The organism is Halorubrum rutilum, from assembly GCF_042665015.1.
Lineage (GTDB): Archaea > Halobacteriota > Halobacteria > Halobacteriales > Haloferacaceae > Halorubrum > Halorubrum rutilum.
Genome location: NZ_JBHTBL010000012.1, coordinates 20044 through 40295 on the forward strand (window position 1 = coordinate 20044; position 20252 = coordinate 40295).

Consider the following 20252-nt stretch of genomic DNA (forward strand, 5'->3'; position numbering starts at 1 on the left):
GGTCTCGCCCCGCTCACCCCGGCGGCGACTCCACCCGCGACCGGTCGCCCGTGCCGCCGGTGAGCGCGCTCGCGAGCGCCCCCTTCACGACGACCTCGTCGCCGAGCTCGGTGAGCCGGACCTCCGGGACGTTGATGAACACCATGTCGGCGAGCTTCTCGCGGATCGGGTCGAGCACCCGCTCGGGGTTGTTGAGCGCGACCGCGCCGCCGACGCTCACCACGAGCGGGGCGTACGCGTGGATCACGTTGGCGACGCCCATCGCGTTCCAGTGGGCCACCTGGTCGATCACGTGGTCGGCGAAGACGTCCTCGCCGGCCGCCTCGAACACGTCGACCGCGGAGAACTCCGGGTCCTCGATCGGGAGCGACGTCTCGACGGGGTCCTCCGCGTGGAGCTCGCGGGCGTAGCTCGGGATGTTGTTGCCCGAGCAGTACCCCTCCCAGTGGCCGTCGTGGCCGCACCCGCAGGTCATGAACCCGTGCGGGTCGACGGTCATGTGGCCGACCTCGCCGGCGTTGCCGTCCCACCCCGAGAGCACGTTGCCGTCGACGGCCACCCCGGCGCCGATCCCCGAGGAGATGGTGAGGTACACCATATCGTCGGGGTTGCGCTCGGAGTGGAACCGCTCGCCGATGACGCCCGCGATGGTGTCGTTATGGAGGTGGACCTCGTCGGTGTCGAGGAGCTGCGAGACGGGCCCGACGAGCGGGATCCGCTCGACGGTGTCCGGGAGGTTCGCCGGTCCCTGGACGACCCCGGCCGCGAGGTCGAGGGGGCCGATCGAGCCGATCCCGGCCGCGGCGACCTCGGCCGGGTCGATCCCGGCGGCGGCGCACGCGCCGCGGACGACGCCCAGCACGGCCTCGGTCACGGCGATTCCGTTCGGCCCGCGAGGGGTCCCCCGCGTGTCGGAACCGAGGATCGCCGCCGTCTCGTCGCCGACGACCGCCCGGACGTTCGTCGCCCCGAGGTCGACGCCAACGTAGTACATCGGCTAGAGTCGCGGACCGGCATCACTTAAGCGGGACGCTTCCCCGAGCGGTTCGCCTCGAACCCCGCCCGCGCTCAGGCGGCGACTTCCCGCACGAAGGTCACCGGGCACGGCGCCGAGAGGATGACCTCCTGCGCGACGCTGCCGAAGACGGCCTTCCCGGTCGGCGACCGGCGCCGCCCCCCGACGACCACGCGGTCGGCCCCGACGGCCGAGGCCGCCGCGACGACCTCGTCGGCGTGGTCGCCGACCGCGCCGCGGACGGAGTACGCGACGCCCGCCTCGTCGAGCGCCCGCGCGACCGCCCGCGTCGTCGTGTGTCGCTCGGCGACCGCGTCCGGCGTCGACCCCTCGCTCGCCGGGTCGACGCCCAGCTTCGTCCGGACCCCGTCGAACTCATCGTCGTCGAACACGTGGGTCAACACGACCTCCGCGCCCGTGGGCTCGGCGACCGCGATCGCCTCCCTCGCGATCTGCTCGGTTCGCTTCTCGTCTTCGGTTCCGACCGCCAGTAGCACTGTTTCGATGCTCATACTTCCCCTTCGCCGCCCGTCCGCTTAACTCTGTCGAAGTTTTAACTCAATTCTGAATTAATTTTCACTCGATCGATCCTGACGGTCCTTCCCGGCGCCTCCTCCCGGCGTGTCGGCGGTGTCGGTAGTATCGGCGATATCGGCGGTCCCGTCGGCATCCCCGGCGGACGCGTCCGGCGGCTCGGCGAACAGCGGCTCGCCGACCGGGCGCCCGTAGTCGACGATCCAGTACCGGTCGCGGTACGCGCCGACGTTCTCCGGCTTCAGCTCATCGAAGTGGAAGCGGTCGCGGTGTGGCGCCAGGGCCGTCCGTACGCCGTCGAGCGCGGCCTCTCGGACCGCCTCGTCCGGGGGAACGTCGGCGCGCGGCATGGCGATCCAGTCGCCGTCGGCGTCGCCGTCGAGGACGGGGAGGAACGGGTGCGACTCGACCGCCGACCAGATCCGGCGCTCCCGGCGGTTCTGCGGGCGGCCGTCGCCCATCTCCGCCGAGGGGCCGTACCGCGCCAGCTTCGCGACGAGGGGGTCGCCGCCGGTCGCGTCCGGTCGCCCGCCGTCGGTCGCTCCCGGCCCCTCACCGACGGCCCCGGGAATCGCGACGGCCACCCTGCCCGTGCCGACTCCGACGACCTCGGCCCCCGATTCCGCTCCCGGTCCGGGCCCGTCCGACGAGCGACGCTCCCCGAGCGCCGCGGTCAGCTCGTCGAGGACCTCGCGTTCGCCCGGCGCGAGCTCGCGGAAGTAGGTCCGCGCCTCGCCCGCCGGCCACGACCAGGTCCGGCCCGCGTACTCCCACTCGGTCTCCTCGACGGCGACGCGGTCGAGCGCGCTCCGCCGGGCCGCCCGCAGGCGACGGGCCGCGACCGACAGCCGGTCGGCGAGCGCGGCCGGGATCGGGTCCTGTCGCATTCGGTTCCCCTACCGGGCCGGCCGTCAATAGCCTGTCGTCGACCGAAGCCGTCTCCGCCTCCCGTCGCCTCCGACCCGGCGAAACCTCCTTGCCGCCCGCTCCCGAGGCTCGACCGTGAGCACGCTGTTCGTCAGACACGGGACGACCGAGTGGAACGAGGCGGCCCGGATCCAGGGGTGGGCGCCGGTCGGGCTCTCCGACCGTGGACGGGAGGAGGCCGAAGCGGTCGCCGACGACCTCGCGGGCCGTCACGCGATCGACGCGGTCGTCGCCTCCGACCTCGCGCGGACCGTCGAGACCGCCGAGCCGATCGCCGCGGCGGCCGGGGTCGAGCTCGAGACTGATCCCCGGCTCCGCGAGCGCGACTTCGGCGTCTTTCAGGGGCTCCCGTCGGGCGACTTCTTCGAGCGCTTCCCCGACTTCGACCTGCTGGAGAGCGGGCGGGCGGCGGCCGAGCGCGCCCCCGAGAGCGGGGAGAGCTGGCTCGCCGTCCGCGACCGCGTCCTCGACGCGGCCGCCGACCTCCGGGCCCGCGAGGGGACCGTCGTCGCCGTCACGCACGTGAACCCGATCCGGCTCGTCGTCGGCGAGCGCCGCGACCTCCCGGTCGTCCGGTCGCTCACGGAGCTCTCGGCGGACAACTGTTCGGTGACCGAGGTCGACGGGGGCGGCGCGGTCGTCCGCGCGAACGACCGGTCGTACAAGTAGCGTCGGCGGGCGGCGGCGGTTCGGCGGGCGGCGTCGCGGTCGACGGCCGGTGTCCGGCTCAGTAGTCGGGCGCGTCGTCCTCGACCTCGCGCTTCAGTGAGTCGCGACGGGACTTCGCGTCGCGCCCGGTCGCCTCCAGGAGGAACTCGTTCTTCGCGTCGACGGCGTCGGCGGCGGCGTCGGCGTTCCCCTCGGCGATGACGTCCTCGGCGGGACGCTCCTCGAAGTGGACCGCGAGCTTGTCCTTCTTGCTGCCGTACTCCGCGGCGCCCGCCACGATGCGCTCGAAGACGGGGTTGTCGGGGTCCTCGACGACGTACAGCTCGTGGCCCTGCCACTCCTCGGTCCCGGAGACCTCGCCGAAGTACTCCTCGATAGAGCCCTTCAGGTCGGGCATGCGATCGTCCAGATGCTCGCCGCGGCGCATCTTGTACTCCTTCATGCCGCGACCGTTCGACAGGGGGGCGTAAACCAGTTTCGTCACGGGGTCTCCAGCCGGCTGAGCGACCCCCTCGACCGATCAGACCGGGCGTTCCGTGACGTACCCGCGCTTGCACTCGGGACAGATGTCGCCCGCGCGCATGGAGTTGCCGTCGGCGTCCCGGCTCATTCCGCACTCGGGGCAGTGGTACTCCGTCGTCGCCTCCGCGGTCGACGTCGAGAGGTCGGGGCTCTCGGCGCGGGTGATCTCCGTCCCCACGTCGGCCGACTCCGCCGTGTCGTCCCGCGATTCGACGGTCCCGTCGACCTCGTCGGCGTCCCGGTCCGGCGCCTCGACGTACTCCGCGTCCCCGTCGTCCGCCGCCGGCTCGGCCGCCTCCGGAGTGAGGCCGCCGCCGAACTCGACGTCGCCGGCGCCGCCCTCGCCGACCTCCGCGCTGAACCCCTCGTCCTCGCCGCGCTGCTCGGGCCACGGGGTCGTCGCCTCCGAGCCGTCCGCCTCGTCGACCTCGGGCCACGCCCCGCGCTCGCGGTCGGTCGCCGCCTCGGCCTCCTCGTCGAGGATCACGCCGTCGTCCGCCGCCGCGTCGCCCTCGTCGGTCGCCGGCGACTCCGCGGTCTCGACCTCGGGGTACTCCGCGTACTCCTCGCCGCCCCCGAGCGACCCCGCGTCCTCCGCCGCCTCGGATTCGAGGACCTCCGCGCCCTCGTCCCCGTCCGGTGCGGTCCCGTCGCCCGTCTCGTCCGCCGCGGCGCCGTCCCCGCCGGCCGCGCCCGCGGGCCCGCCGCTCGCGACCTCGCCTCCGGTCCCGTCGCCGGCCGGTGCCGCGGGCTCGTCGTCGATGATCACGGCGTCGTCGGCGTCCGCGTCGGCGCCCGCGTCCGCCGACGCCGCGACGGCCTCCGGGTCCGTCGATCCGGTATCCGTCGATCCGGCGTCCGCCGTTCCGGCGCCCGTCGACGGGGCGTCGGGTCCGACGTCGTCGGTCGCGGTGCGGTCGTCGCCGTCGCCGTCCGGCCCCGCGCCCGGCGACTCGGGCCCCGCCGCCTCGGCGCCCGCGGCGGCCTCGTCGGCCAGCTGCGCCATCGTCGTGACCTCAGTGTTCTCGCTCACGACCTGCGTCTCACCGCAGCGAGCGCAGGTCTTCACCTCGGTGACGGTCGTGACGACCTCGTTCCCGTCCTCCTCGCGCTCGCGCCGTAGTTCGGGCTCGCTGAAGTCGTGCCCGAGCAGACACCTGAGTCCCATTACGTCAGGTCTGCGGTGCCGAAGGTAAAAAACGCCCCGTCCGGCGTCTGACGCCTGGCACACGACCGTTTCGGGGACGACGCGGCCGACGCGCCGAGCGACGGCGACGCTCCCGGTTCCCCCCGACACGCTCGGCCCCGGTCGGCCCGCGCCGCGGACACAGCCTCTTTGTGGATCGGCCCTGTACCTCTCACCGACATGCCAACCGTATCCTACCGGGGCGAGGAGATCGAGTGCGAGGAGGGCGCCGTGTTACGCGACGTCCTCGCGGAGGCCGGCCTCTCCGTGTACAACGGCAAGATGAAGCAGCTCAACTGCCGGGGCGCGGGGTCGTGCGGCTCCTGTGCGGTCCAGGTCGACGGCGAGGTGAGCGAGCCGAGCAAGAAGGAGACGCTCCGCCTCTGGTTCCCGCCGCACCACCCGAGCCACGACGTCCGCCTCGCCTGTCAGACGAGGGTCGAGGGCGACGTCGAGGTGACGAAGGGAGACGGGCTCTTCGGGCAGCACATCTGAGCCGGCCGTCGCGGCCGCTCTTCTCTTCTCGACCGACGCGCGTCCGGACCCGTCGGTCGTCGTCGTCGCGCCGTCGCCCGGCCGTCACGGATCGGACTGCCCGTCACGGACCGGACCGCCCGTCGCGGACCGTGACCGATCGGCGGCAGCGACGCTCGGTGTCGTGATAAGAACCCGCGTCGGACGTGAGTCCGGGGGCGGGCAGAAGTCTCGTTGTCGCGTGTCAGAGTCGCGTTCGGCGTCAGCCGGACCGACCCACCGTATCGGATCGGCTTACTGCCGAACGACGTTGGACGCGCGGGGCCCCTTGGGCGAGGACTCGATGTCGAACTCGAGCTCCTGGCCCTCTTCGAGGTCCGGCCCTTCGACGTCTTCCATGTGGAAGAACACGTCGTCGTCAGCGTCGTCAGTCTCGATAAATCCGTAGCCGCCAGTGTCGTTGAAGAAATCAACCTTTCCGGTCGCCATTGCATCCCAACGGACGCCCCGTCGGGGGATAAGGATTGCGAGTGTACAGTTACCACGGCGGACGGCGACCGATCGTTCTCGTTGTGGGCGGTTATCGGGTCGATCGGTGACCGTCCGCCCGCTCCCGGCGGCTCACACCGACCGTTCCGTCGGTTCCGCGCTCGCGGGCCCGCGCGTCAGTACCGGAGCGCGGCGTCCAGGATGCCGGCCGTCTGGCCGACGCCGACGACCGCGAGCGCGACCGCGGTCCACGTCGCCGAGGGCGCCAGCGCGACGCCGACCGCGCCGGCGACGCAGCAGGCGACGCCGACGTCGTAGATCCGTGCGCCCGCCTCGACGCGCCGCCCGGTGTACGCGAAGCCGGCCGCGGGGAGGAGCGCCCAGCCGTACAGCGAGGCCGCGAGCAGGGCATCCGGCGGGATCGCGGGGGCGCCGAGCGCGAGGAACCCCCCGACGCCCGCGAGCGTCACGGGCGTCCCCGCCACGATGACGACCTTCCACGCGCGGAGCACGCCGGTCGCCATGTCGCGCCACGAGGCGGCGACGAACGCGACGAGCAGGGCGCTCATGACGACGTGCGCGACGAGCAGGGCGCGCGTCGAGACGACGCCGAGGACCGTCGCGGCGGCGACGATCCAGGCGGCCGGGACGAGCAGCGCCGGGCCGTTCTCGCGAAGGGACCTGAACACGACGGGCCGATCGCAGCGGACGAACATAAGCGTCGCTCCGCGCGGGTCCCGCGGGCGCCCCGACCGCGTCCCGTGCGATCACCCCACAATACCTAAGCCTCCGGTCCGTAGGGTTCGCATGGTCGACGCCAGTTCGATCTACCTCGCCGTCACGGGGGTACTGCTGTTCGTCGCGCTGGGGGCCGGACTCCACGTGCTGCGCGGCATCGTCCGCGAGGGACGCGACCTCCGCCGGCGCCGCCGCGCCGGGGAGGCGGAGACGTACCCGGAAGACGAGGAGTACGACCCGGGACCCCCGGCCGGCCCCGAAGACGAGTACGGGAGGACGACCGATCCGAGCGACTCGGGCGACCCGGACGCCCCCACCGCGACGTGCCCGCAGTGCGGGGCGGACAACGAGTCCGGCTTCGACTACTGCCGCCGCTGTGCGGCGCCGCTCGGTCCCGCCACCTAGCCCGCCGTCCTCGTCTCCGTCCCGGTCCTCGCCGCCGTCTTGGTCCCCGTTTCCGCTCCGGGTCCTACGTCGCCGTCGACACCGTCTCCGGCTCCCGGATCCGGAAGCGAATGCCACCACGCCCACAGCACTAGCATGGCCTGAAGCGGAAGCCGCGCCCACGCCGCCGCGCGGGCGACCTCCGCGAATCGGCTGGGAACGAACTCGGCCGCGACGTCGTCGGTCGCCATGTAGACGTTCGCCGGAAAGACGGCGACCAGCAGCGCCACGATCCCCCACGCCGACGCGCGTCGCGTGCGGTCGAACTGCATCCCGAGTCCGAGGAGCACCTCGGCGACCCCCGAGAGGTAGACGAGCGCCCGCGGCCGCGGGAACTCGGGCGGAACCGCCCGCGCGAACGACTCCGGCGCGAGGAAGTGGCTCACGCCCGCGACCACGTAGACCGCGCCCATCACGCGGCGGAGCGAGCGCTTTCGCCGCGCGAGCGGGCCGGCCGAGTCGGCGTCGGACTCCGTCTCGTCGCTCATTCGCGTAGGTAACGACGGGCGGCTAATGAGTATTCGCCCGGCTTCGAAGCTCTCGCCGCTCGCTACGCTCGCGGATTCGGAATATGCCGCCTCCCCGATTTGAACTCGCCGAGACGCTCGCCCTCGCCCCGCTCGGGCTCGCGACTCGTCTGCACAAATCGGGTCAGGAGCATTTTCACTGCTCCCGTTGGTCGCAGGAAAATGCCGCCTCCCCGATTTGAACTCCGGAAGACGGTCGCACTCTCTCCGTTCGCGCGCTGCGACTTCCGTGCTCAAATCGGCTCGGTGTCGTTTCTTCATCCGCTCGCTGTCGCTCGCGGATTCAGAATATGCCGCCTCCCCGATTTGAACGGGGGACAGCTCGATCTTCAGTCGAGTGCTCTCCCAGTCTGAGCTAAGGCGGCTCGCACTCGAACCAACGCCGAATCGAGACAAAAGGATTTCGAAAGGCGGCAGGCGGATCGAGAGCGATCCCGCTCTCGCCGCCTCGTTTCGAACGCCACCCGGGGCACCTGCTGCTCGCGCCGCGAAAGTGGGACCGCCCGGATTCGAACCGGGGTCACGGGCACCCAAGGCCCGGAGTATACCACTAACCCACGGTCCCGCGTCCATACGTACCCGTATCGGCCGGTAAAGCGTTTCGTTGCGGCGGCGCTCCGAACCCAACTCGGCCGCCCCCGCGACGGCCTCCCCTCACTCCTCGTCGTCGCGCAGTTCGAGGTCGGCGACGATCTGGTACGGGTCCGTCCCCTTCCGGACCGCGTCGAGGACGAAGAACGCCTCGTCGGGCGCGAGGAAGTGCCGCGTGACCCCGCGGCCCAGCGGCGTCGGCTCGAAGCCGTCGATGAACTCCCACTCCAGCAGCTTCCCGACCGCGTGCTTCGTCGGCACCTCGCCGATCATCCGGTCGTTGAGCCGCTTGGCCTTCTTGCCGGCGACGACGACGTTCGCCAGCGTCTCCTCGACGGCGGCCGCCTCGTCGTAGTGGGTCGCGACGTCCTCCATCTCCCCCTTGAGCAGGGTGAACGCGACCTCGTCCTCGGTGCGGTCCATGGAGTTGTGGTAGACGCCGTCGGGCTCGACGAGGAGGTAGACGCGCCCGCGGTCGTGGTAGTCGGGCCGCCCGGCGCGGCCGAGCATCTGCGAGAACTCCTGGACCGAGAGCCACTCGATCCCCATCGCCAGCGAGTCGAAGATCACCTGCGAGGCGGGGAAGTCGACGCCGGCCGCGAGCGCCGCGGTGGTGACGACCGCGGAGAGGTCCTGGTTCCCGAACTGGCGCTCGACTTTCTTCCGGCGCTTGTAGTCGAGGCCGGCGTGGTACGGCGCGGAGTCGTATCTCAGTTTTCGGCTGATCTCGTGGCAGCGCCGCCGGGAGTTCGTGAAGACGATCGTCTGGCCGCGGTACCCCTTCGACGACTTCGTGTCGAACTCCCGCTTCACGAGCTTGTCGGCGATGTCGGCCTTTTCCCGACTGTCTGCGAAGGTGACGTGGCGCTCGATGGGGACGGGCCGCTCCTCGTACTCGATGAGGGTCGCCCGGAGCTTCTTGGCGAGCCACTCCGGGTTTCCGACGGTCGCGGAGAGGTAGACGAACTGCGTGCCGCCGTACCCCTCGTGCGTCTCCATCCGATCCTCGCTGTAGTACTTCAGCCGCGAGATGAGCCCGTCGAGCCGGTGGCCCCGCTCGCCCTCCTTCAGGGTGTGGACCTCGTCGATGACGACGGTGCCGACGTCGCCGAGGTCCTTCCCGGTCCGGAGCGCGTGGTCGATCCCCTCGTAGGTCCCGACGATCACGTCGGCGTTCGGGTCGAAACGGTTGCCGTCGTCGTTCACCCGCGAGGAGCCGACCCGGATCGAGACGTTCAGGAGGTCGCCGTAGCGGTCCTCGAAGTCCTCGTGCTTCTGGTTGGCGAGCGCGACCAGGGGCACGAGGAAGAGGAGCTTCCCCTCCCCCTTCAGCGCCCGGTCGATCCCGGTCAGCTCGCCGACGAGCGTCTTCCCCGTCGCCGTCGCGCTCACGACGAGCTGGTCGTCGCCCTCCAGGAGGCCGTTCCGCACGGAGAGGCTCTGGACCGGAAGTAGCTCCTCGAAGCGCCCCTGGAGGTGGGCGGAGAGGTCCGGATGCAGGTCGAGGTCCTCGGTCCGGACGGGGCTCACGTCGTCGACGTTGGCGGAGACCTCGTCGTACTTGGTGAGGTCGGGGTCGAGCCCGCCCTGCAGGAGGTTGACGATCCGGTCGAGGTCGCCGGACTCGTACAGCAGCTCTTCGAGGCGCTCCTCGGCGGCGCCCGTGAACTCCCCCTTGTACGAGAGCTCCCGCTCCAGCTCCCTGCGGGCGCAGTCGCGGCAGATCAGCTCGTCGTTGTGCTCGACCGCGCTCTCGCTCGTGATCGGGCCGTACCGCCCGTCGTTCGCGCAGCGCCGGCAGGTCCGGACCGCCGTCGCCTCCAGCTGGTAGCCGTCGAGCATCGCCTGCAGCCGCGTCCGGTTCTCCGGCGAGGTCTGCTCCGAGATGCGGATCCGCTCGGCCGCGCGGGCGAGGTCGACGAACTCGTCCGGCTGGCGGGGGTGGTCCTCGCCGTCGCGGATCACCCGGAACTTCCCCGGGCGCGGGCCCGCGGAGGTCTCCTTGAGTTCGAGCCGCCCGCGGAGCACCCGCTTCCCGTCTCGGTTCGCGACCACGGTGTAGTCGCTCCGCGCCTCGTGGAGGAACAGCGTCTCGACCTCGGCCAACTGCTGTGACACTGTCGTTCGGTACGGGAGGAAGGTATTTCAGGAGTTCGGCTCGCCGCGCGACGGTCTCGCGGCCGCGCGGCTCACGGCTGCGAGAACCACGCCTCGAAAAGGGGCGGCCCGACTACGAGACGAGGAGCTTCTCGCCGCGGTCGACCGTGATCCGGCACGGCGGCGAGAGCTTGTTGTACGCGCGGCGGAACGCCTCCTTCACCGCGGGCGCCTGCTCGACGTCGCAGTAGGCGGTGAAGACGATGTCGTCCGCGTTCAGGCGGGCGGCCGTCCCGACCGGCTTGCCGAACGCCTGGCGCATCCCGTCGGAGACGCGGTCCGCGCCGGCGCCGGTCGCCTGCTTGTTCTCCCGGATGACCTGGTGGGGGAACTTGCGGAGGGTCATCTTGTAGTTGCCCTCGCCGAGCTCCTTGATCAGGTGGCGGTTCGCCGAGAGGCGCGCGCTCTCCAGCGAGCCGTGTCGGACCTGCAGCTCCTCCTCGACGCGGAGGCTGATCTGGACGGGGTAGTCGTCCGGCTCCGCGGAGAGGTCGCCCATGTTGTGCTGGGCGATCTTCGAGCCCGGGATGCCCGTGATGTACTCGCGGCGGGTGTACGACGGCTTGTCGATCGTCCGATACATGGAGGCGGGTTTGTCAGACATGGCTACTTGTCCGATGTAGCCCGTGCTGCGGCGATAAACCCTTCGATACCGCGACGCCGCCCGCCCGCGATTCGGGCGCCGGCGGGTCGGCTCTCGGCCGCTCCCTCCCGCGCTCCCGCCTCACTCCTCGGGCGTCGGTTCGAGCGCGACGTGGTCGAACCCGCGGTCCGCGAGCCGCTCGGCGGCCCGGTCCGTGACCGAGGGCGCGACGAGCACCCCGCGGACGGCGGGCTCGGTCTCGCCGTCGCCGCCGCCGACGCCGTCGCCGTCGTCCCCCGCCGATTCCGTCGCCCCCAACTCCTCGCGGAGCGCCCGCACGTACCGGGCGAGCTGGCCGACGGCGTCGGGCCCGACGCGCCGCCGTTTCAGCTCGACGACGACCGGGGTGCCGTCGGCGTCGACGCCGAACACGTCCATCGGGCCGGCGCCGGAGGGGCGCTCGGTCGCCTTCGGCTCGAACCCCGGCTCGACGAGCTCGGGGCGCTCCAGGATTCGAGTCCGGAGGTCCTCCTCGCTGCCGTGGAGCGCGAGGTCGCGGCCGCCCGTCACGGCCATTCCGGAGAGCTGGTGGACGTCGGAGAAGCGGACCGTCAGCGTCTCCGCGGGGTTCGTCCGCGTCGACACGACCCGGAGTCGCCCCTCGCGGACCGCGGCGCGGTGCTCCGACCCCGGCGGCTGCCAGTTGACCGGCTGGCGCCCCTCGTCGGTGTGGACGAGGGCGGCGCCGTCGGGCTTCAACACGAGCAGCCGGTCGCCGGGGCCGAGGTCGGAGGCGGCGCGGCCCTCGTAGGCGACGGTGCAGCGCCCGAACAGGCTGACGAGGTCGCCGCGCTCGAAGGCGTCTTCCAGCTCCCAGAGCGCCTCGCGGTGGCTCGGGTCGTGGACGCTCGTGACTGTCACTAACCCCCGTAGGCGGTCGCGACTCAAAAAGGGCGCGCGGCCTTTCCCCCTCAGTCGCCCCGCCGCGACACGACGATACCGGCGACGAAGAGGACGACCCCGAGCGCGAAGGCGGCGATCCGAAGCGTCGTGTCGGAGACGATGATTCCGGCCAACACCGAGACGCCGAATCCGGCGTGTAACACCGCGGTCAGGTTCATGGAGTCGGTACGGTCGCGCGGCACAAAAGCGGGTCGGACCGGTGCGGTCGGGGAATCGGTTCCGCCGAGTCAGACCGGCCCGCCACGACTCGCCGATTAGGTCCCGTGCTCCCAGCTGTCCATGTACTCGCGCTGCTCGTCGCTGAGCTCGTCGTACTCGACGCCCTCGGCCGCGAGCTTGATGTCCGCGACCTCGCGGTCGAGCTCGTCGGGCACGTCGTGGACGCCGGCGTCGTACGCGTCGCCGCTCTCGGCGAGCTCGCGGACGACGACCGCCTGGACGCCGAAGCTCTGGTCCATCACCTCGACCGGGTGGCCGAGGGCGATCGGCGCGGCGAGGTTGACGAGCCGCCCCTCCGCGATGACGTTCAGGACGCGGCCGTCCGCCATCTCGAACCCCTCGACGCCGTCGCGGACCTCGTAGCGGTCGACCGCGAGGTCGTCGAGGTCGTCGAGGTTCACCTCCACGTCGAAGTGGCCGGCGTTCGCGAGGAGGACGCCGTCGCTCATCTCCTCGAAGTGCTCGCGGGTGATCACGTCGCGGTTGCCGGTCGTCGTGACGAACACGTCGCCCTTCTTCGCGGCCTCCTTCATCGGGAGCACCTCGTACCCCTCCATGTGCGCCTCCAGCGCCTTCCGGGGGTCGACCTCGCAGACGACGACGTTCGCGTTCTGGCCCGAGGCCTTCTTCGCGACGCCCTTCCCGCACTGCCCGTAGCCGCCGACGACGACGTCCTTCCCGGCCCACGAGAGGTTCGTCGTCATCGCGATGGTCGCGAGCGACGACTCGCCCGTGCCGTGGACGTTGTCGAACAGCTGCTTCATCGGCGTGTCGTTCACGGCGAAGACGGGGTAGTGAAGCTCGCCGTCGGCGTCCATCGCGCGCAGGCGGTCGACGCCGGTGGTCGTCTCCTCGGCGCCGCCGACGATGGAGTCGATCAGGCCGGGGTACTCCTCGTGGACGAGCTTCACCATGTCCATCCCGTCGTCGACGGTGATGGTGGGCTCGTGGGCGACGCAGGCGTGCATCGCGTCGTAGTAGGCGTCGTCGTCGACGCCGCGGACCGCGTAGGAGGTGATCGACTCGTGGGCGTCGAGCGCGGCAGACACGTCGTCGTGGGTCGACAGCGGGTTACAGCCGGTGATCGCGACCTCGGCGCCGCCGTCGGCGAGCAGCTCGACGAGGTTCGCCGTCTTCGCCTCGACGTGCATCGCCATCGCGACCGTCTCGCCGGCGAGCGGCCGCTCGTCGGCGAACTCCTCGCGGAGGGCGTTCAGGATCGGCATGTGCTGGAGCGCCCAGTCCATCTTCCGGCGCCCCTCCTCTCGGGCCGATTCGACGTCCGAGAGGTGCTGTGACACCGGCGGATACGCGGCTTCGCTCATACCCACCGGTTCGCTCACGGCGCACTAAACCCTGCCGACACCGGACTCGATCCGGGAAAAAAGCCGTTCCAGCCGTCGGTCACCGCCCGGATCCCCCGGGCCGTCGGGTCGCGCAGTCAGTTCCCGCCCGGACCGCCAGCGTGGTCCGGCGGTCCGCGCTCGCCGTCGTCCGCGTCGTCCGCGTCGTCTTCGTCGTCATCGTCGTCCGCGTCGTCGTCTTCGGCCTCATCGTCGTCAGCGTCGTCTTCATCGGCCTCGTTCTCTTCCGCGTCGTCCTCCTCGGCCTCGTCTTCGTCCGCATCGTCATCGTCAACGTCGTCTTCCTCGGTCTCATCCTCTTCGACTTCGTCGTCGTCCGCGTCGTCGTCACCGGCGTGGTCCGGCGGTCCGCGCTCGCCGTCGCCGCCGGCGTGGTCGGGCGCGTTCCCGTTCCCGGGAGCGTCGCTCTCGTTCTCGTCGTCCGCGTCTCCATCATCATCGCCCGCGTCCTCGTCGTCCGCCTCGCCCGGGCCGCCCGCCTGGTCCGGCGCGTTCCCCGGGTTGTTCTCCGTCACGAAGTCCGAGACCGCGGCGCCGATGCCGCCCTCGCGGTCGTCCAGGTTCGCGATGAACTCTCGGACCTGCAGGCCGAACGGCCTGCGCACCTCGGCGTCCTCGCCGGTCGTCAGGTCGACCGTGGTCGAGGCGGAGTCGTTCTCGTACTCCGCGGTCACGTCGACGGTGACGTCCTCCTCGGCGGCGGGGAGCTCGACGGTGCCGTCCGCGTCGGTCTCGTAGTCGCCCTCGCCGACGTAGGTGACGTTCTGTCCGTCGGCGGTCGTGACGTTCACCGAGGCGTTCTCCGCGGGCTCGTCGTCGTCGGTGACCGTGACGACCGGCTCGCCGTCGGTGTCCTCGACGTCGAGTTCGAGCCCCTCGGGGGCCTCGACGTCGACGGCGGTCGAGACGGAGTCGTTCCCGACCGTCGCCGTGACGTTCACCGTCACGTCCTCCTCGGCGGCGGGGAGTTCGACGGTGCCGTTCTCGTCGGTCTCGTAGTCGCCCTCGCCGACGTAGGTGACGTCCTGGCCGTCGGCGGTCGTGACGTTCACCGAGGCGTTCTCGACCGCGGTGTCGTTCTCGGTGACCGTGACGACCGGCTCGCCCTCGGTGTCCTCGACGTCGAGTTCGAGGCCGTCCGGCGCTTCGAGGTCGACCGTCGTCGACGCGGTCTCACCGTCGGCGGCGGCCGTGACCTCGACGGTCACGTCTTCCTCGGGAGCGGGGAGCTCGACGGTGCCGTTCGCGTCCGTCTCGTACTCGCCCGTCCCCGCGTACGACTCGTTCTCCGCGTCGACCGCGCTCACGACCACGGTGGCGTTCTCGACCGCGGTGTCGTTCTCGGTCACCGTGACCGTCGGTTCCCCGTCGGCGTCGTCGACGGCCACTTCGAGGTGACCGTCGGCGGCGGCGACGCCGGTCATCGCGCCGAGCGCGACGACCGCGACCAGTAGGAGTGCTGTCGTGCGTCCTCTCATTGTCCACTCGGGTCGTACCGCCGTTACCGGATAAAACGGGAGTTCGCTTAACTCGGTTTAATCCGGATTTTATCCGGGTTAACGGGCCTGTGCGGCGCATTTGGTGTTTCGCGGGTCGAACCCCCGATCCCGCCCCGAATCGAGCGGCGGTCCGGTCCGGATCGGCGCTCGGGCGCGGCTCGCGCGCGACGGCCGTCACCTCCGTCTCACATCCCGCGGGGTTCGCGTCCGTCTCACATCCTGCGGGATTCCCACCGTCCCACCTCCCGCGGAGTCCGACCCTCGCCGCTCGCTAGATCCGACCCTCCTCGAGAGCGAGCTTCAGCCCGAACCCGATCAGGACGCTCCCGCTCGCGTAGCGGACGGCCCGCCGCCCCGTCGCCGACTCCAGCAGCAGGTGCCGGACCCGGTCGGCGAACAGCGCCACCGCGGCGAGGTACGCGAGGCTGAGCCCCGCGTACACCAGTCCGAGGACGGACAGCTGGAGGGCGGCGTCCGCGGTCGCCGGGACGAACTGCGGGAAGAAGGCGAGGACGAAGACGGCCACCTGCGGGTTGGTGACGTTGATCGTGAGCGCCTTCCGGTACGAGTCGACGAGCGAGCCGTCCCCGGACTCCACCGGCTCGTCGATCTCGAACGTCTCGTCGTCCCCGAGCAGCCGCACGCCGAGATAAACTAGGTAGGCGGCGCCGACGTACTTCATGAGGACGTACGCCTCCGCGGTCGTCCGGAGCAGCGCGGACAGCCCGAGGACCGCGGCGCCCGCGTGCACCAGCACGCCGGTGGCGGTCCCGACCGCCGCGGCGACGCCGGCCGCGCGCCCCTCGCTGAGGCTCCGCGTGACCGTGTATATCGAGTCCGGGCCCGGCGAGACGACGACCGCCATCACCGCCGGAACGAACGCGACCACGACGGGCAGGTCGATCACGACCGACCCGTCGGTCGGCGACCGATTAACTCTGTCCGTCCGCCTCGACTCTCCGGTTCGTCTCGGCGAGATTCCGCCGCCACGGGGCCTCGCGCTCAGCCGTCGACGCGCTCGACGAGGTCGCTCGCGGCGCTCGCGGCGCGCTCCCGCACCCGCTCGGCGTCGAGCGTCAGCACCTCGCGGTCGTGCATGAGTACCTCTCCGTCACAGACCGTGTGCCGCACGTCGCTCCCGCGCGCCGCGTACGCGAGGTGGGAGACTGGGTCGTGGACCGGCGTGAGGTGCGGGGCGTCGAGGTCGACGACGGCCAGGTCCGCGGCCGCGCCCGGCTCGATCCGGCCGCCGGGGAGGCCGAGGGCGTCCGCGCCCGCCGCGGTCGCCATCTCGACGACCGCCTCGGCCGGGACCGCCGCGGCGTCGTCCGCGGCGAGCTTCCCGATCATCGCGGCGTCACGCATCTCGTCGAAGACGTCCAGGTCGTTATTCGAGGCCGCCCCGTCGGTGCCGAGCGCGACCGTGACCCCCGCCTCGCGGAGGCGCTGGACCGGCGCCATCCCGCTGGCGAGCTTCATGTTCGAGGCCGGGCAGTGGACGACCGCGGTCCCGGCGGCCGCGAGGCGCTCAATCTCGGAGCCGTCGACGTGGACGCCGTGCGCGAAGAAGTCGTCCGGGCCGAGCGCGTCGAGGTCGGCGGCGTACGCGATCGGTCGCTCGCCGCGCTCGTCGACGATCGGCTCGACCTCGTCGACCGTCTCGTTCGCGTGGAGGTGCACCGGCACGCCCGCCTCGCGGGCCGCGGCGACCCCCTCGCGCAGGAGCTCCTCGCCGACGGTCGTCAGCGAGTGCGGCATGAAGGCGGTCCGGATCCGGCCGTCGGCGGCGCCGTCGAGCTCGCGGGCGACCGCGAGGCTCTCCTCGACGTCGGCGCGGGCGTCGGCCTCCCCTTTCCCGACCGTCACGACGCCGTGGCCGAGCCGCACGCGCAGGCCGGCGCGGTCGACGACGTCGGCGACCCGGTCCATCGCGAAGTACATGTCCGCGAACGCGGTCGTCCCGGATCGGACCATCTCCAGCGCGCCGAGCGCGGCGCCGGCCTCGACGTCGTCGGGCGTCAGTTCGGCCTCGGCCGGCCAGATGTCCTCTCGCAGCCACGCGTCCAGCGGCTTGTCGTCGGCGTACCCGCGGAGCAGCGTCATGGCGACGTGGGTGTGCGCGTTGACGAGGCCGGGGATCACGAGCGACCCCGCGGCGTCGAGCGTCTCGTCGGCGTCGGGGACGTCCTCGACGCGTCCCCCCGCTTCGCCGTCGGCGGTCGCCTCCCCTACCGCGAGGATCCGCCCCGCGTCGCGGTCGATCGTCACGTCGGCGTCGGTCACGGAGCCGTCCGGGCGGAGGACGCGCCCCCCGGCGACGCGTAGCGCGTTCATACGGAGGGATTCCGCCCCCCGAACCAAACGGCTTCGGTTCCGGCTCCCCGGCCCTCCGCCGCCCCTCGCGACGGGCTTAGGCCGCTCCGGCCCCTCCGTTCACGAGTGACCGTCGACGTCCACGCGCACACGTCCTACTCCGACGGGTCGGGGATCCCGCTCATGGTCGACGCGGCCGAGGCGGCGGGGCTCGACGCGGTCGGGTTCGCCGACCACTGCAGCCTGAGCGAGGCGTGGCGCGACGAGCGCCTGCTGTGGAACCGCAACTTCGACCGCACGTACGAGCGCCGCCGCGAGGCGCTCGCGATCGCCGCCGACCGCACCGACCTGACCCTCTACGACGCGGTGGAGATGGACTACGAGCCGGAGCTGGAGCCGGCGATCGCGGCGTTCCTCGCCGACGCCGACTTCGACTACGCGGTCGGCAGCGTCCACTACGTCGCCGGCAGGCAGGTGTTCCCGTTCGAGTCGTTCGACGACGCGAGCGACGCCGAGCGCCGGGCGTTCGTCGACGACTACTACGACGCGGTCGTCTCGCTCGTCGAGTCGGAGCTGTTCGACGTGCTCGCGCACGCCGACCTCGTCGAGAACCACCCGGCGCTCCGCGGGCTCACGACCGCCGCCCACCGGGAGCGGGTCGCGGCCGCCTGCGCGGATTCCCGAACCGTCCCGGAGGTCAACGCCGGCCGCGCCGGCGACCGCGGCGAGTTCGACCTGTTCCACCCGACCGACCCGCTCGTCGACGCCTTCCGCGACCGCGGCGTCCGGTTCGTCGTCGGCACCGACTCGCACGACCCCGAGGACTTCGCCGACCGGGTCCCGCGGCTGGAGCGGTACCTCGACGAGACGGGGATCGAGCCGCTCCCCGCCGAGGCGCTCCTCGGGGGATCTCCCCGCGCCGCCGAGTAGCTCGGTCCTCCCCTCGCGCCGCCGGTAGCGTCGGCCCCCTCCGAAGCCCCTTAGGTCGCTCCCGCCCGAGTGCGCGCATGGCAACCGACGCCCAGGAGGCGTGTTTCGAGGCCGGGATCAAGTTCGGCTCCCTGTATCACCAGTTCGCCGGGACGCCCGTCAGCCCGTCGAGCGCGCGGAGCCTGGAGGCCGCGATGGCCGAGTCGATCGAGAACCAGCCGTTCTGCGAGTCGGTGACCGTCGAGATCCGCGACGACCGCGTCGCCGACGCGATCGACCACGAGAACGGCTACACCGAGCTCACCGGCTCGCTGATGGACGTCGAGATGCGGATCGAACGCGAGGGCGTCGCCGTCCGCACCCGGATGGCGATGCGCGACGGCTACCCGCTGATGGAGGTCGTCTCCGTGGCCGACGACTGAACCGCCCGGTCGTCACCCGCTCCTCGCCGACCGACTCACTCCGCCGGGTCGACGTCCCGGATCGTCCCGACGCCCTTGCTCGACCCCTCGCGGAAGACGAACCGCTGGCCCTCCTCGATCAGGTACGGCCGGAACTTGAACCGGATCCGCGTCCGTCCGGTGTCGCCGGGGAGGAGCCGCCCGCCCTCGGGCGCGAAGACGGCCGCCTCGGAGACGGTCTCCACGTGGACGACCGGCTCGTACCCCTCCTGGATCCTGGTCGGGTGGTTCAGCACCATCACCTCGGCCTCGAACTCGCGGACCGGTTCCGGGTCGCTCTCGCGGGGCACGAGGGCCATCCCGCGCTCGATCTCCTCCTCGTCGACGCCCTTCAGCGCGATCCCGACGATCCGGCCGGCGGTCGCCTTGTCGACCCGGTGGTAGTGCATCTCGATCGACCGGGCCTCCACCTCGCGGAAGGAGTCGTCGGCCATCGGGCCGAGCAGGAGCTCGTCGCCGGCCTCCACGGTGCCGGAGTTGACCGTGCCGGACGCGACCGCGCCGACGCCGGTCACCTTGTAGCTCCGGTCGACGTACAGCCGGAACTCCTCGCGCTCCGGGGTCGCGCGCTTGGGGAGCGTCTCGAACAGCCGGTCGAGCGTCCCGAGCCCCTCCTTCGTCACCGCGCTGGTCCGGAGGAGCGGGACGACGCCGTCGCCGACCTCCGCGACCGCCGCGTCGATCCCATGGCGGTCGACGAGCAGCGGGGTCTGCCCGGCGTCGCGCAGCATCGACTCGGTCTCCCGCTCGACCGCGGCCAGCCGCTCGTCGCTCACGGCGTCCGCCTTCGTGATCGCGACGACCGTTGGCAGCTCGGTCGCCAGCAGGATGCCGAGGTGCTCGCGCGTCGTCTTCGTCGGCCCGTCGTCGGCGGCGACGACGAGGAGCCCGTAGTCGAGCTTCTGGCCGACGAGCCCCCGGATCGTCGTCCGGAGCCAGGGCTCGTGGCCGACCGTGTCGACGAACGAGACCAGCCGGTCGGCCTCCTCGACGATCCGCGCGCGGTCGGACTTGCGGTGCGGGTTGTCCATCCGGACCGGCTCGTCGCCTCCCTCCTCGAAGCCGTAGACGGCGTACGAGAGGTCGGCGGAGAGCCCCCGCTCGACCTCGTGGGGCTGGACGTCGAGGAAGCCCCGGGTGCCGCCCTGCCCGTCGTCGGCCCGGCCGGTGACGAGCGTGCCGACGAGCGTCGACTTCCCGTGGTCGACGTGGCCCGCCGTCCCGACCACGAGGTGGTCGTCGTCCGTCTCGAACATCCCGCCGTCGCGCAGGGTGGCGAGCCCGACGAGCCCGGCGTCGGTCGCGTCGTCGCCGACGCCGGCGCTCCAGGTCTCCACGTCGGCGATGTGAGCGTCGGCCTCGTCGGCCAGCAGCGAGAGGACGTCCATCGTCTCGGAGAAGGCGTCGGGGGCGATCCCGGCCAGACCGCCGTCGTCGGTGACGCCGAGGACGTACGTCGCCTCGCCGTCGCCGGAGAGCACGCGGTGCCGGAGCTGCGCCACGAGCGACTCCATCCGCCCCTCCGCCAGGTGGACCTCGCGTGTCAGTCGCTCCTTGAACTCGATCGCGCCCCCGTCGCGCTCGCCGCGCTCGATGGCCCGCCGGAGGGCGGACCGGTCAGCGCTCATGCGTCCTCGTAGGCGACAG

General features: G+C 71.8%; 22 protein-coding genes and 2 tRNA genes. 5 read left to right on the forward strand and 19 right to left on the reverse strand.

Going from position 1 to position 20252, the window contains the following annotated elements; all coding sequences use genetic code 11:
- Positions 1-13 precede the first annotated feature (13 nt).
- The 3 genes from ACFQMF_RS14135 to ACFQMF_RS14145 all read right to left on the reverse strand — a co-directional run bounded on the left by ACFQMF_RS14135 (position 14) and on the right by ACFQMF_RS14145 (position 2436).
- The gene (locus tag ACFQMF_RS14135; RefSeq protein WP_256409991.1) at positions 14-994 is read right to left on the reverse strand and encodes an ROK family protein; all 981 of its coding nucleotides are present in this window, start codon (positions 992-994) and stop codon (positions 14-16) included.
- A gap of 74 nt (positions 995-1068) precedes the next feature.
- Complete coding sequence (locus ACFQMF_RS14140) at positions 1069-1527, reverse strand: universal stress protein (RefSeq protein WP_256409989.1); 459 nt, start codon at positions 1525-1527, stop codon at positions 1069-1071.
- Positions 1528-1584: 57 nt separating this feature from the next.
- Positions 1585-2436 carry a hypothetical protein gene (locus ACFQMF_RS14145; RefSeq protein ID WP_256409988.1) on the reverse strand — a complete coding sequence of 284 codons (852 nt, stop codon included), beginning with the start codon at positions 2434-2436 and terminating at the stop codon, positions 1585-1587.
- 115 nt (positions 2437-2551) lie between these two features.
- On the opposite strand from ACFQMF_RS14145, the gene ACFQMF_RS14150 reads away from it, so the two are divergent.
- Positions 2552-3145, forward strand: a complete 594-nt coding sequence (locus tag ACFQMF_RS14150) for a histidine phosphatase family protein (RefSeq protein ID WP_256409987.1) — start codon at positions 2552-2554, stop codon at positions 3143-3145.
- 58 nt (positions 3146-3203) lie between these two features.
- Here ACFQMF_RS14150 and ACFQMF_RS14155 read toward each other — a convergent pair whose 3' ends face one another.
- Both ACFQMF_RS14155 and ACFQMF_RS14160 read right to left on the reverse strand, forming a co-directional pair.
- Positions 3204-3587 carry a DUF5611 family protein gene (locus ACFQMF_RS14155; RefSeq protein WP_256409986.1) on the reverse strand — a complete coding sequence of 128 codons (384 nt, stop codon included), beginning with the start codon at positions 3585-3587 and terminating at the stop codon, positions 3204-3206.
- A 78-nt stretch (positions 3588-3665) separates the two neighbouring features.
- Positions 3666-4835 carry a DUF7093 family protein gene (locus ACFQMF_RS14160; protein WP_256409985.1) on the reverse strand — a complete coding sequence of 390 codons (1170 nt, stop codon included), beginning with the start codon at positions 4833-4835 and terminating at the stop codon, positions 3666-3668.
- A 198-nt stretch (positions 4836-5033) separates the two neighbouring features.
- Here ACFQMF_RS14160 and ACFQMF_RS14165 point away from each other — a divergent pair, with 198 nt between their 5' ends.
- Positions 5034-5348, forward strand: a complete 315-nt coding sequence (locus ACFQMF_RS14165) for a 2Fe-2S iron-sulfur cluster-binding protein (RefSeq protein WP_256409983.1) — start codon at positions 5034-5036, stop codon at positions 5346-5348.
- A 273-nt stretch (positions 5349-5621) separates the two neighbouring features.
- Here ACFQMF_RS14165 and ACFQMF_RS14170 read toward each other — a convergent pair whose 3' ends face one another.
- A complete protein-coding gene (locus tag ACFQMF_RS14170) occupies positions 5622-5816 on the reverse strand; it encodes a cold-shock protein (protein WP_004048101.1) in 195 nt (64 codons plus the stop codon).
- Between the two features lie 176 nt (positions 5817-5992).
- Positions 5993-6532 carry a hypothetical protein gene (locus ACFQMF_RS14175; protein ID WP_256409982.1) on the reverse strand — a complete coding sequence of 180 codons (540 nt, stop codon included), beginning with the start codon at positions 6530-6532 and terminating at the stop codon, positions 5993-5995.
- Between the two features lie 91 nt (positions 6533-6623).
- Here ACFQMF_RS14175 and ACFQMF_RS14180 point away from each other — a divergent pair, with 91 nt between their 5' ends.
- The gene (locus ACFQMF_RS14180; RefSeq protein ID WP_256409981.1) at positions 6624-6959 is read left to right on the forward strand and encodes a zinc ribbon domain-containing protein; all 336 of its coding nucleotides are present in this window, start codon (positions 6624-6626) and stop codon (positions 6957-6959) included.
- On the opposite strand, the gene ACFQMF_RS14185 is transcribed toward ACFQMF_RS14180, so the two are convergent.
- The 11 genes from ACFQMF_RS14185 to ACFQMF_RS14235 all read right to left on the reverse strand — a co-directional run bounded on the left by ACFQMF_RS14185 (position 6956) and on the right by ACFQMF_RS14235 (position 17235).
- Positions 6956-7486 carry a DoxX family protein gene (locus ACFQMF_RS14185; RefSeq protein ID WP_256409980.1) on the reverse strand — a complete coding sequence of 177 codons (531 nt, stop codon included), beginning with the start codon at positions 7484-7486 and terminating at the stop codon, positions 6956-6958. The genes ACFQMF_RS14180 and ACFQMF_RS14185 overlap by 4 nt on opposite strands.
- A 330-nt stretch (positions 7487-7816) precedes the next feature.
- Positions 7817-7890: transfer RNA gene (locus tag ACFQMF_RS14190), tRNA-Phe, on the reverse strand.
- A gap of 129 nt (positions 7891-8019) precedes the next feature.
- Positions 8020-8090 (reverse strand) — tRNA-Pro (locus tag ACFQMF_RS14195).
- 89 nt (positions 8091-8179) lie between these two features.
- Positions 8180-10234 carry a DEAD/DEAH box helicase gene (locus tag ACFQMF_RS14200; RefSeq protein ID WP_256409979.1) on the reverse strand — a complete coding sequence of 685 codons (2055 nt, stop codon included), beginning with the start codon at positions 10232-10234 and terminating at the stop codon, positions 8180-8182.
- 112 nt (positions 10235-10346) lie between these two features.
- Positions 10347-10877 carry a 50S ribosomal protein L16 gene (locus ACFQMF_RS14205; protein ID WP_256409977.1) on the reverse strand — a complete coding sequence of 177 codons (531 nt, stop codon included), beginning with the start codon at positions 10875-10877 and terminating at the stop codon, positions 10347-10349.
- A gap of 120 nt (positions 10878-10997) precedes the next feature.
- The gene (nucS, locus tag ACFQMF_RS14210; protein ID WP_256409976.1) at positions 10998-11777 is read right to left on the reverse strand and encodes an endonuclease NucS; all 780 of its coding nucleotides are present in this window, start codon (positions 11775-11777) and stop codon (positions 10998-11000) included.
- Between the two features lie 50 nt (positions 11778-11827).
- A complete protein-coding gene (locus tag ACFQMF_RS14215) occupies positions 11828-11977 on the reverse strand; it encodes a hypothetical protein (RefSeq protein WP_256409975.1) in 150 nt (49 codons plus the stop codon).
- Between the two features lie 96 nt (positions 11978-12073).
- The gene (locus ACFQMF_RS14220; protein WP_256409974.1) at positions 12074-13363 is read right to left on the reverse strand and encodes an adenosylhomocysteinase; all 1290 of its coding nucleotides are present in this window, start codon (positions 13361-13363) and stop codon (positions 12074-12076) included.
- Positions 13364-13479: 116 nt separating this feature from the next.
- Positions 13480-14880, reverse strand: coding sequence for a DNA primase (locus ACFQMF_RS14225; protein ID WP_256409973.1), 1401 nt, complete (start codon positions 14878-14880; stop codon positions 13480-13482).
- Positions 14881-15172: 292 nt separating this feature from the next.
- On the reverse strand, positions 15173-15808 hold the full coding sequence (locus ACFQMF_RS14230; RefSeq protein WP_256409972.1) for a LysE family translocator: 636 nt from the start codon (positions 15806-15808) through the stop codon (positions 15173-15175).
- A 95-nt stretch (positions 15809-15903) separates the two neighbouring features.
- Positions 15904-17235, reverse strand: coding sequence for an amidohydrolase (locus ACFQMF_RS14235; protein ID WP_256409971.1), 1332 nt, complete (start codon positions 17233-17235; stop codon positions 15904-15906).
- A 105-nt stretch (positions 17236-17340) separates the two neighbouring features.
- Between ACFQMF_RS14235 and ACFQMF_RS14240 the strand changes: the two genes are divergently transcribed.
- Positions 17341-18144: a PHP domain-containing protein gene (locus ACFQMF_RS14240; protein ID WP_256409970.1), complete on the forward strand. Its 804-nt coding sequence runs from the start codon at positions 17341-17343 to the stop codon at positions 18142-18144.
- Positions 18145-18221: 77 nt separating this feature from the next.
- The gene (locus tag ACFQMF_RS14245) at positions 18222-18566 is read left to right on the forward strand and encodes a dihydroneopterin aldolase family protein (RefSeq protein WP_256409969.1); all 345 of its coding nucleotides are present in this window, start codon (positions 18222-18224) and stop codon (positions 18564-18566) included.
- Between the two features lie 35 nt (positions 18567-18601).
- Here the strand turns inward: ACFQMF_RS14245 and ACFQMF_RS14250 are convergent, their stop codons facing one another.
- Positions 18602-20233, reverse strand: a complete 1632-nt coding sequence (locus tag ACFQMF_RS14250; RefSeq protein ID WP_256409968.1) for a GTPBP1 family GTP-binding protein — start codon at positions 20231-20233, stop codon at positions 18602-18604.
- Between the last annotated feature and the right edge of the window lie 19 nt (positions 20234-20252).

Coding starts and splice junctions, on each gene's coding strand:
- ACFQMF_RS14165 (WP_256409983.1), top strand. CDS start 5,034: ATGCCAACCGTATCCTACCGGGGCGAGGAGATCGAGTGCGAGGAGGGC.
- ACFQMF_RS14135 (WP_256409991.1), bottom strand. CDS start 994: ATGTACTACGTTGGCGTCGACCTCGGGGCGACGAACGTCCGGGCGGTC.
- ACFQMF_RS14175 (WP_256409982.1), bottom strand. CDS start 6,532: ATGTTCGTCCGCTGCGATCGGCCCGTCGTGTTCAGGTCCCTTCGCGAG.
- ACFQMF_RS14235 (WP_256409971.1), bottom strand. CDS start 17,235: ATGAACGCGCTACGCGTCGCCGGGGGGCGCGTCCTCCGCCCGGACGGC.
- ACFQMF_RS14160 (WP_256409985.1), bottom strand. CDS start 4,835: ATGGGACTCAGGTGTCTGCTCGGGCACGACTTCAGCGAGCCCGAACTA.
- ACFQMF_RS14250 (WP_256409968.1), bottom strand. CDS start 20,233: ATGAGCGCTGACCGGTCCGCCCTCCGGCGGGCCATCGAGCGCGGCGAG.
- ACFQMF_RS14220 (WP_256409974.1), bottom strand. CDS start 13,363: ATGAGCGAAGCCGCGTATCCGCCGGTGTCACAGCACCTCTCGGACGTC.
- ACFQMF_RS14140 (WP_256409989.1), bottom strand. CDS start 1,527: ATGAGCATCGAAACAGTGCTACTGGCGGTCGGAACCGAAGACGAGAAG.
- ACFQMF_RS14155 (WP_256409986.1), bottom strand. CDS start 3,587: ATGAAGGAGTACAAGATGCGCCGCGGCGAGCATCTGGACGATCGCATG.
- ACFQMF_RS14180 (WP_256409981.1), top strand. CDS start 6,624: ATGGTCGACGCCAGTTCGATCTACCTCGCCGTCACGGGGGTACTGCTG.
- ACFQMF_RS14145 (WP_256409988.1), bottom strand. CDS start 2,436: ATGCGACAGGACCCGATCCCGGCCGCGCTCGCCGACCGGCTGTCGGTC.
- ACFQMF_RS14170 (WP_004048101.1), bottom strand. CDS start 5,816: ATGGCGACCGGAAAGGTTGATTTCTTCAACGACACTGGCGGCTACGGA.
- ACFQMF_RS14245 (WP_256409969.1), top strand. CDS start 18,222: ATGGCAACCGACGCCCAGGAGGCGTGTTTCGAGGCCGGGATCAAGTTC.
- ACFQMF_RS14215 (WP_256409975.1), bottom strand. CDS start 11,977: ATGAACCTGACCGCGGTGTTACACGCCGGATTCGGCGTCTCGGTGTTG.
- ACFQMF_RS14225 (WP_256409973.1), bottom strand. CDS start 14,880: ATGAGAGGACGCACGACAGCACTCCTACTGGTCGCGGTCGTCGCGCTC.
- ACFQMF_RS14185 (WP_256409980.1), bottom strand. CDS start 7,486: ATGAGCGACGAGACGGAGTCCGACGCCGACTCGGCCGGCCCGCTCGCG.
- ACFQMF_RS14205 (WP_256409977.1), bottom strand. CDS start 10,877: ATGTCTGACAAACCCGCCTCCATGTATCGGACGATCGACAAGCCGTCG.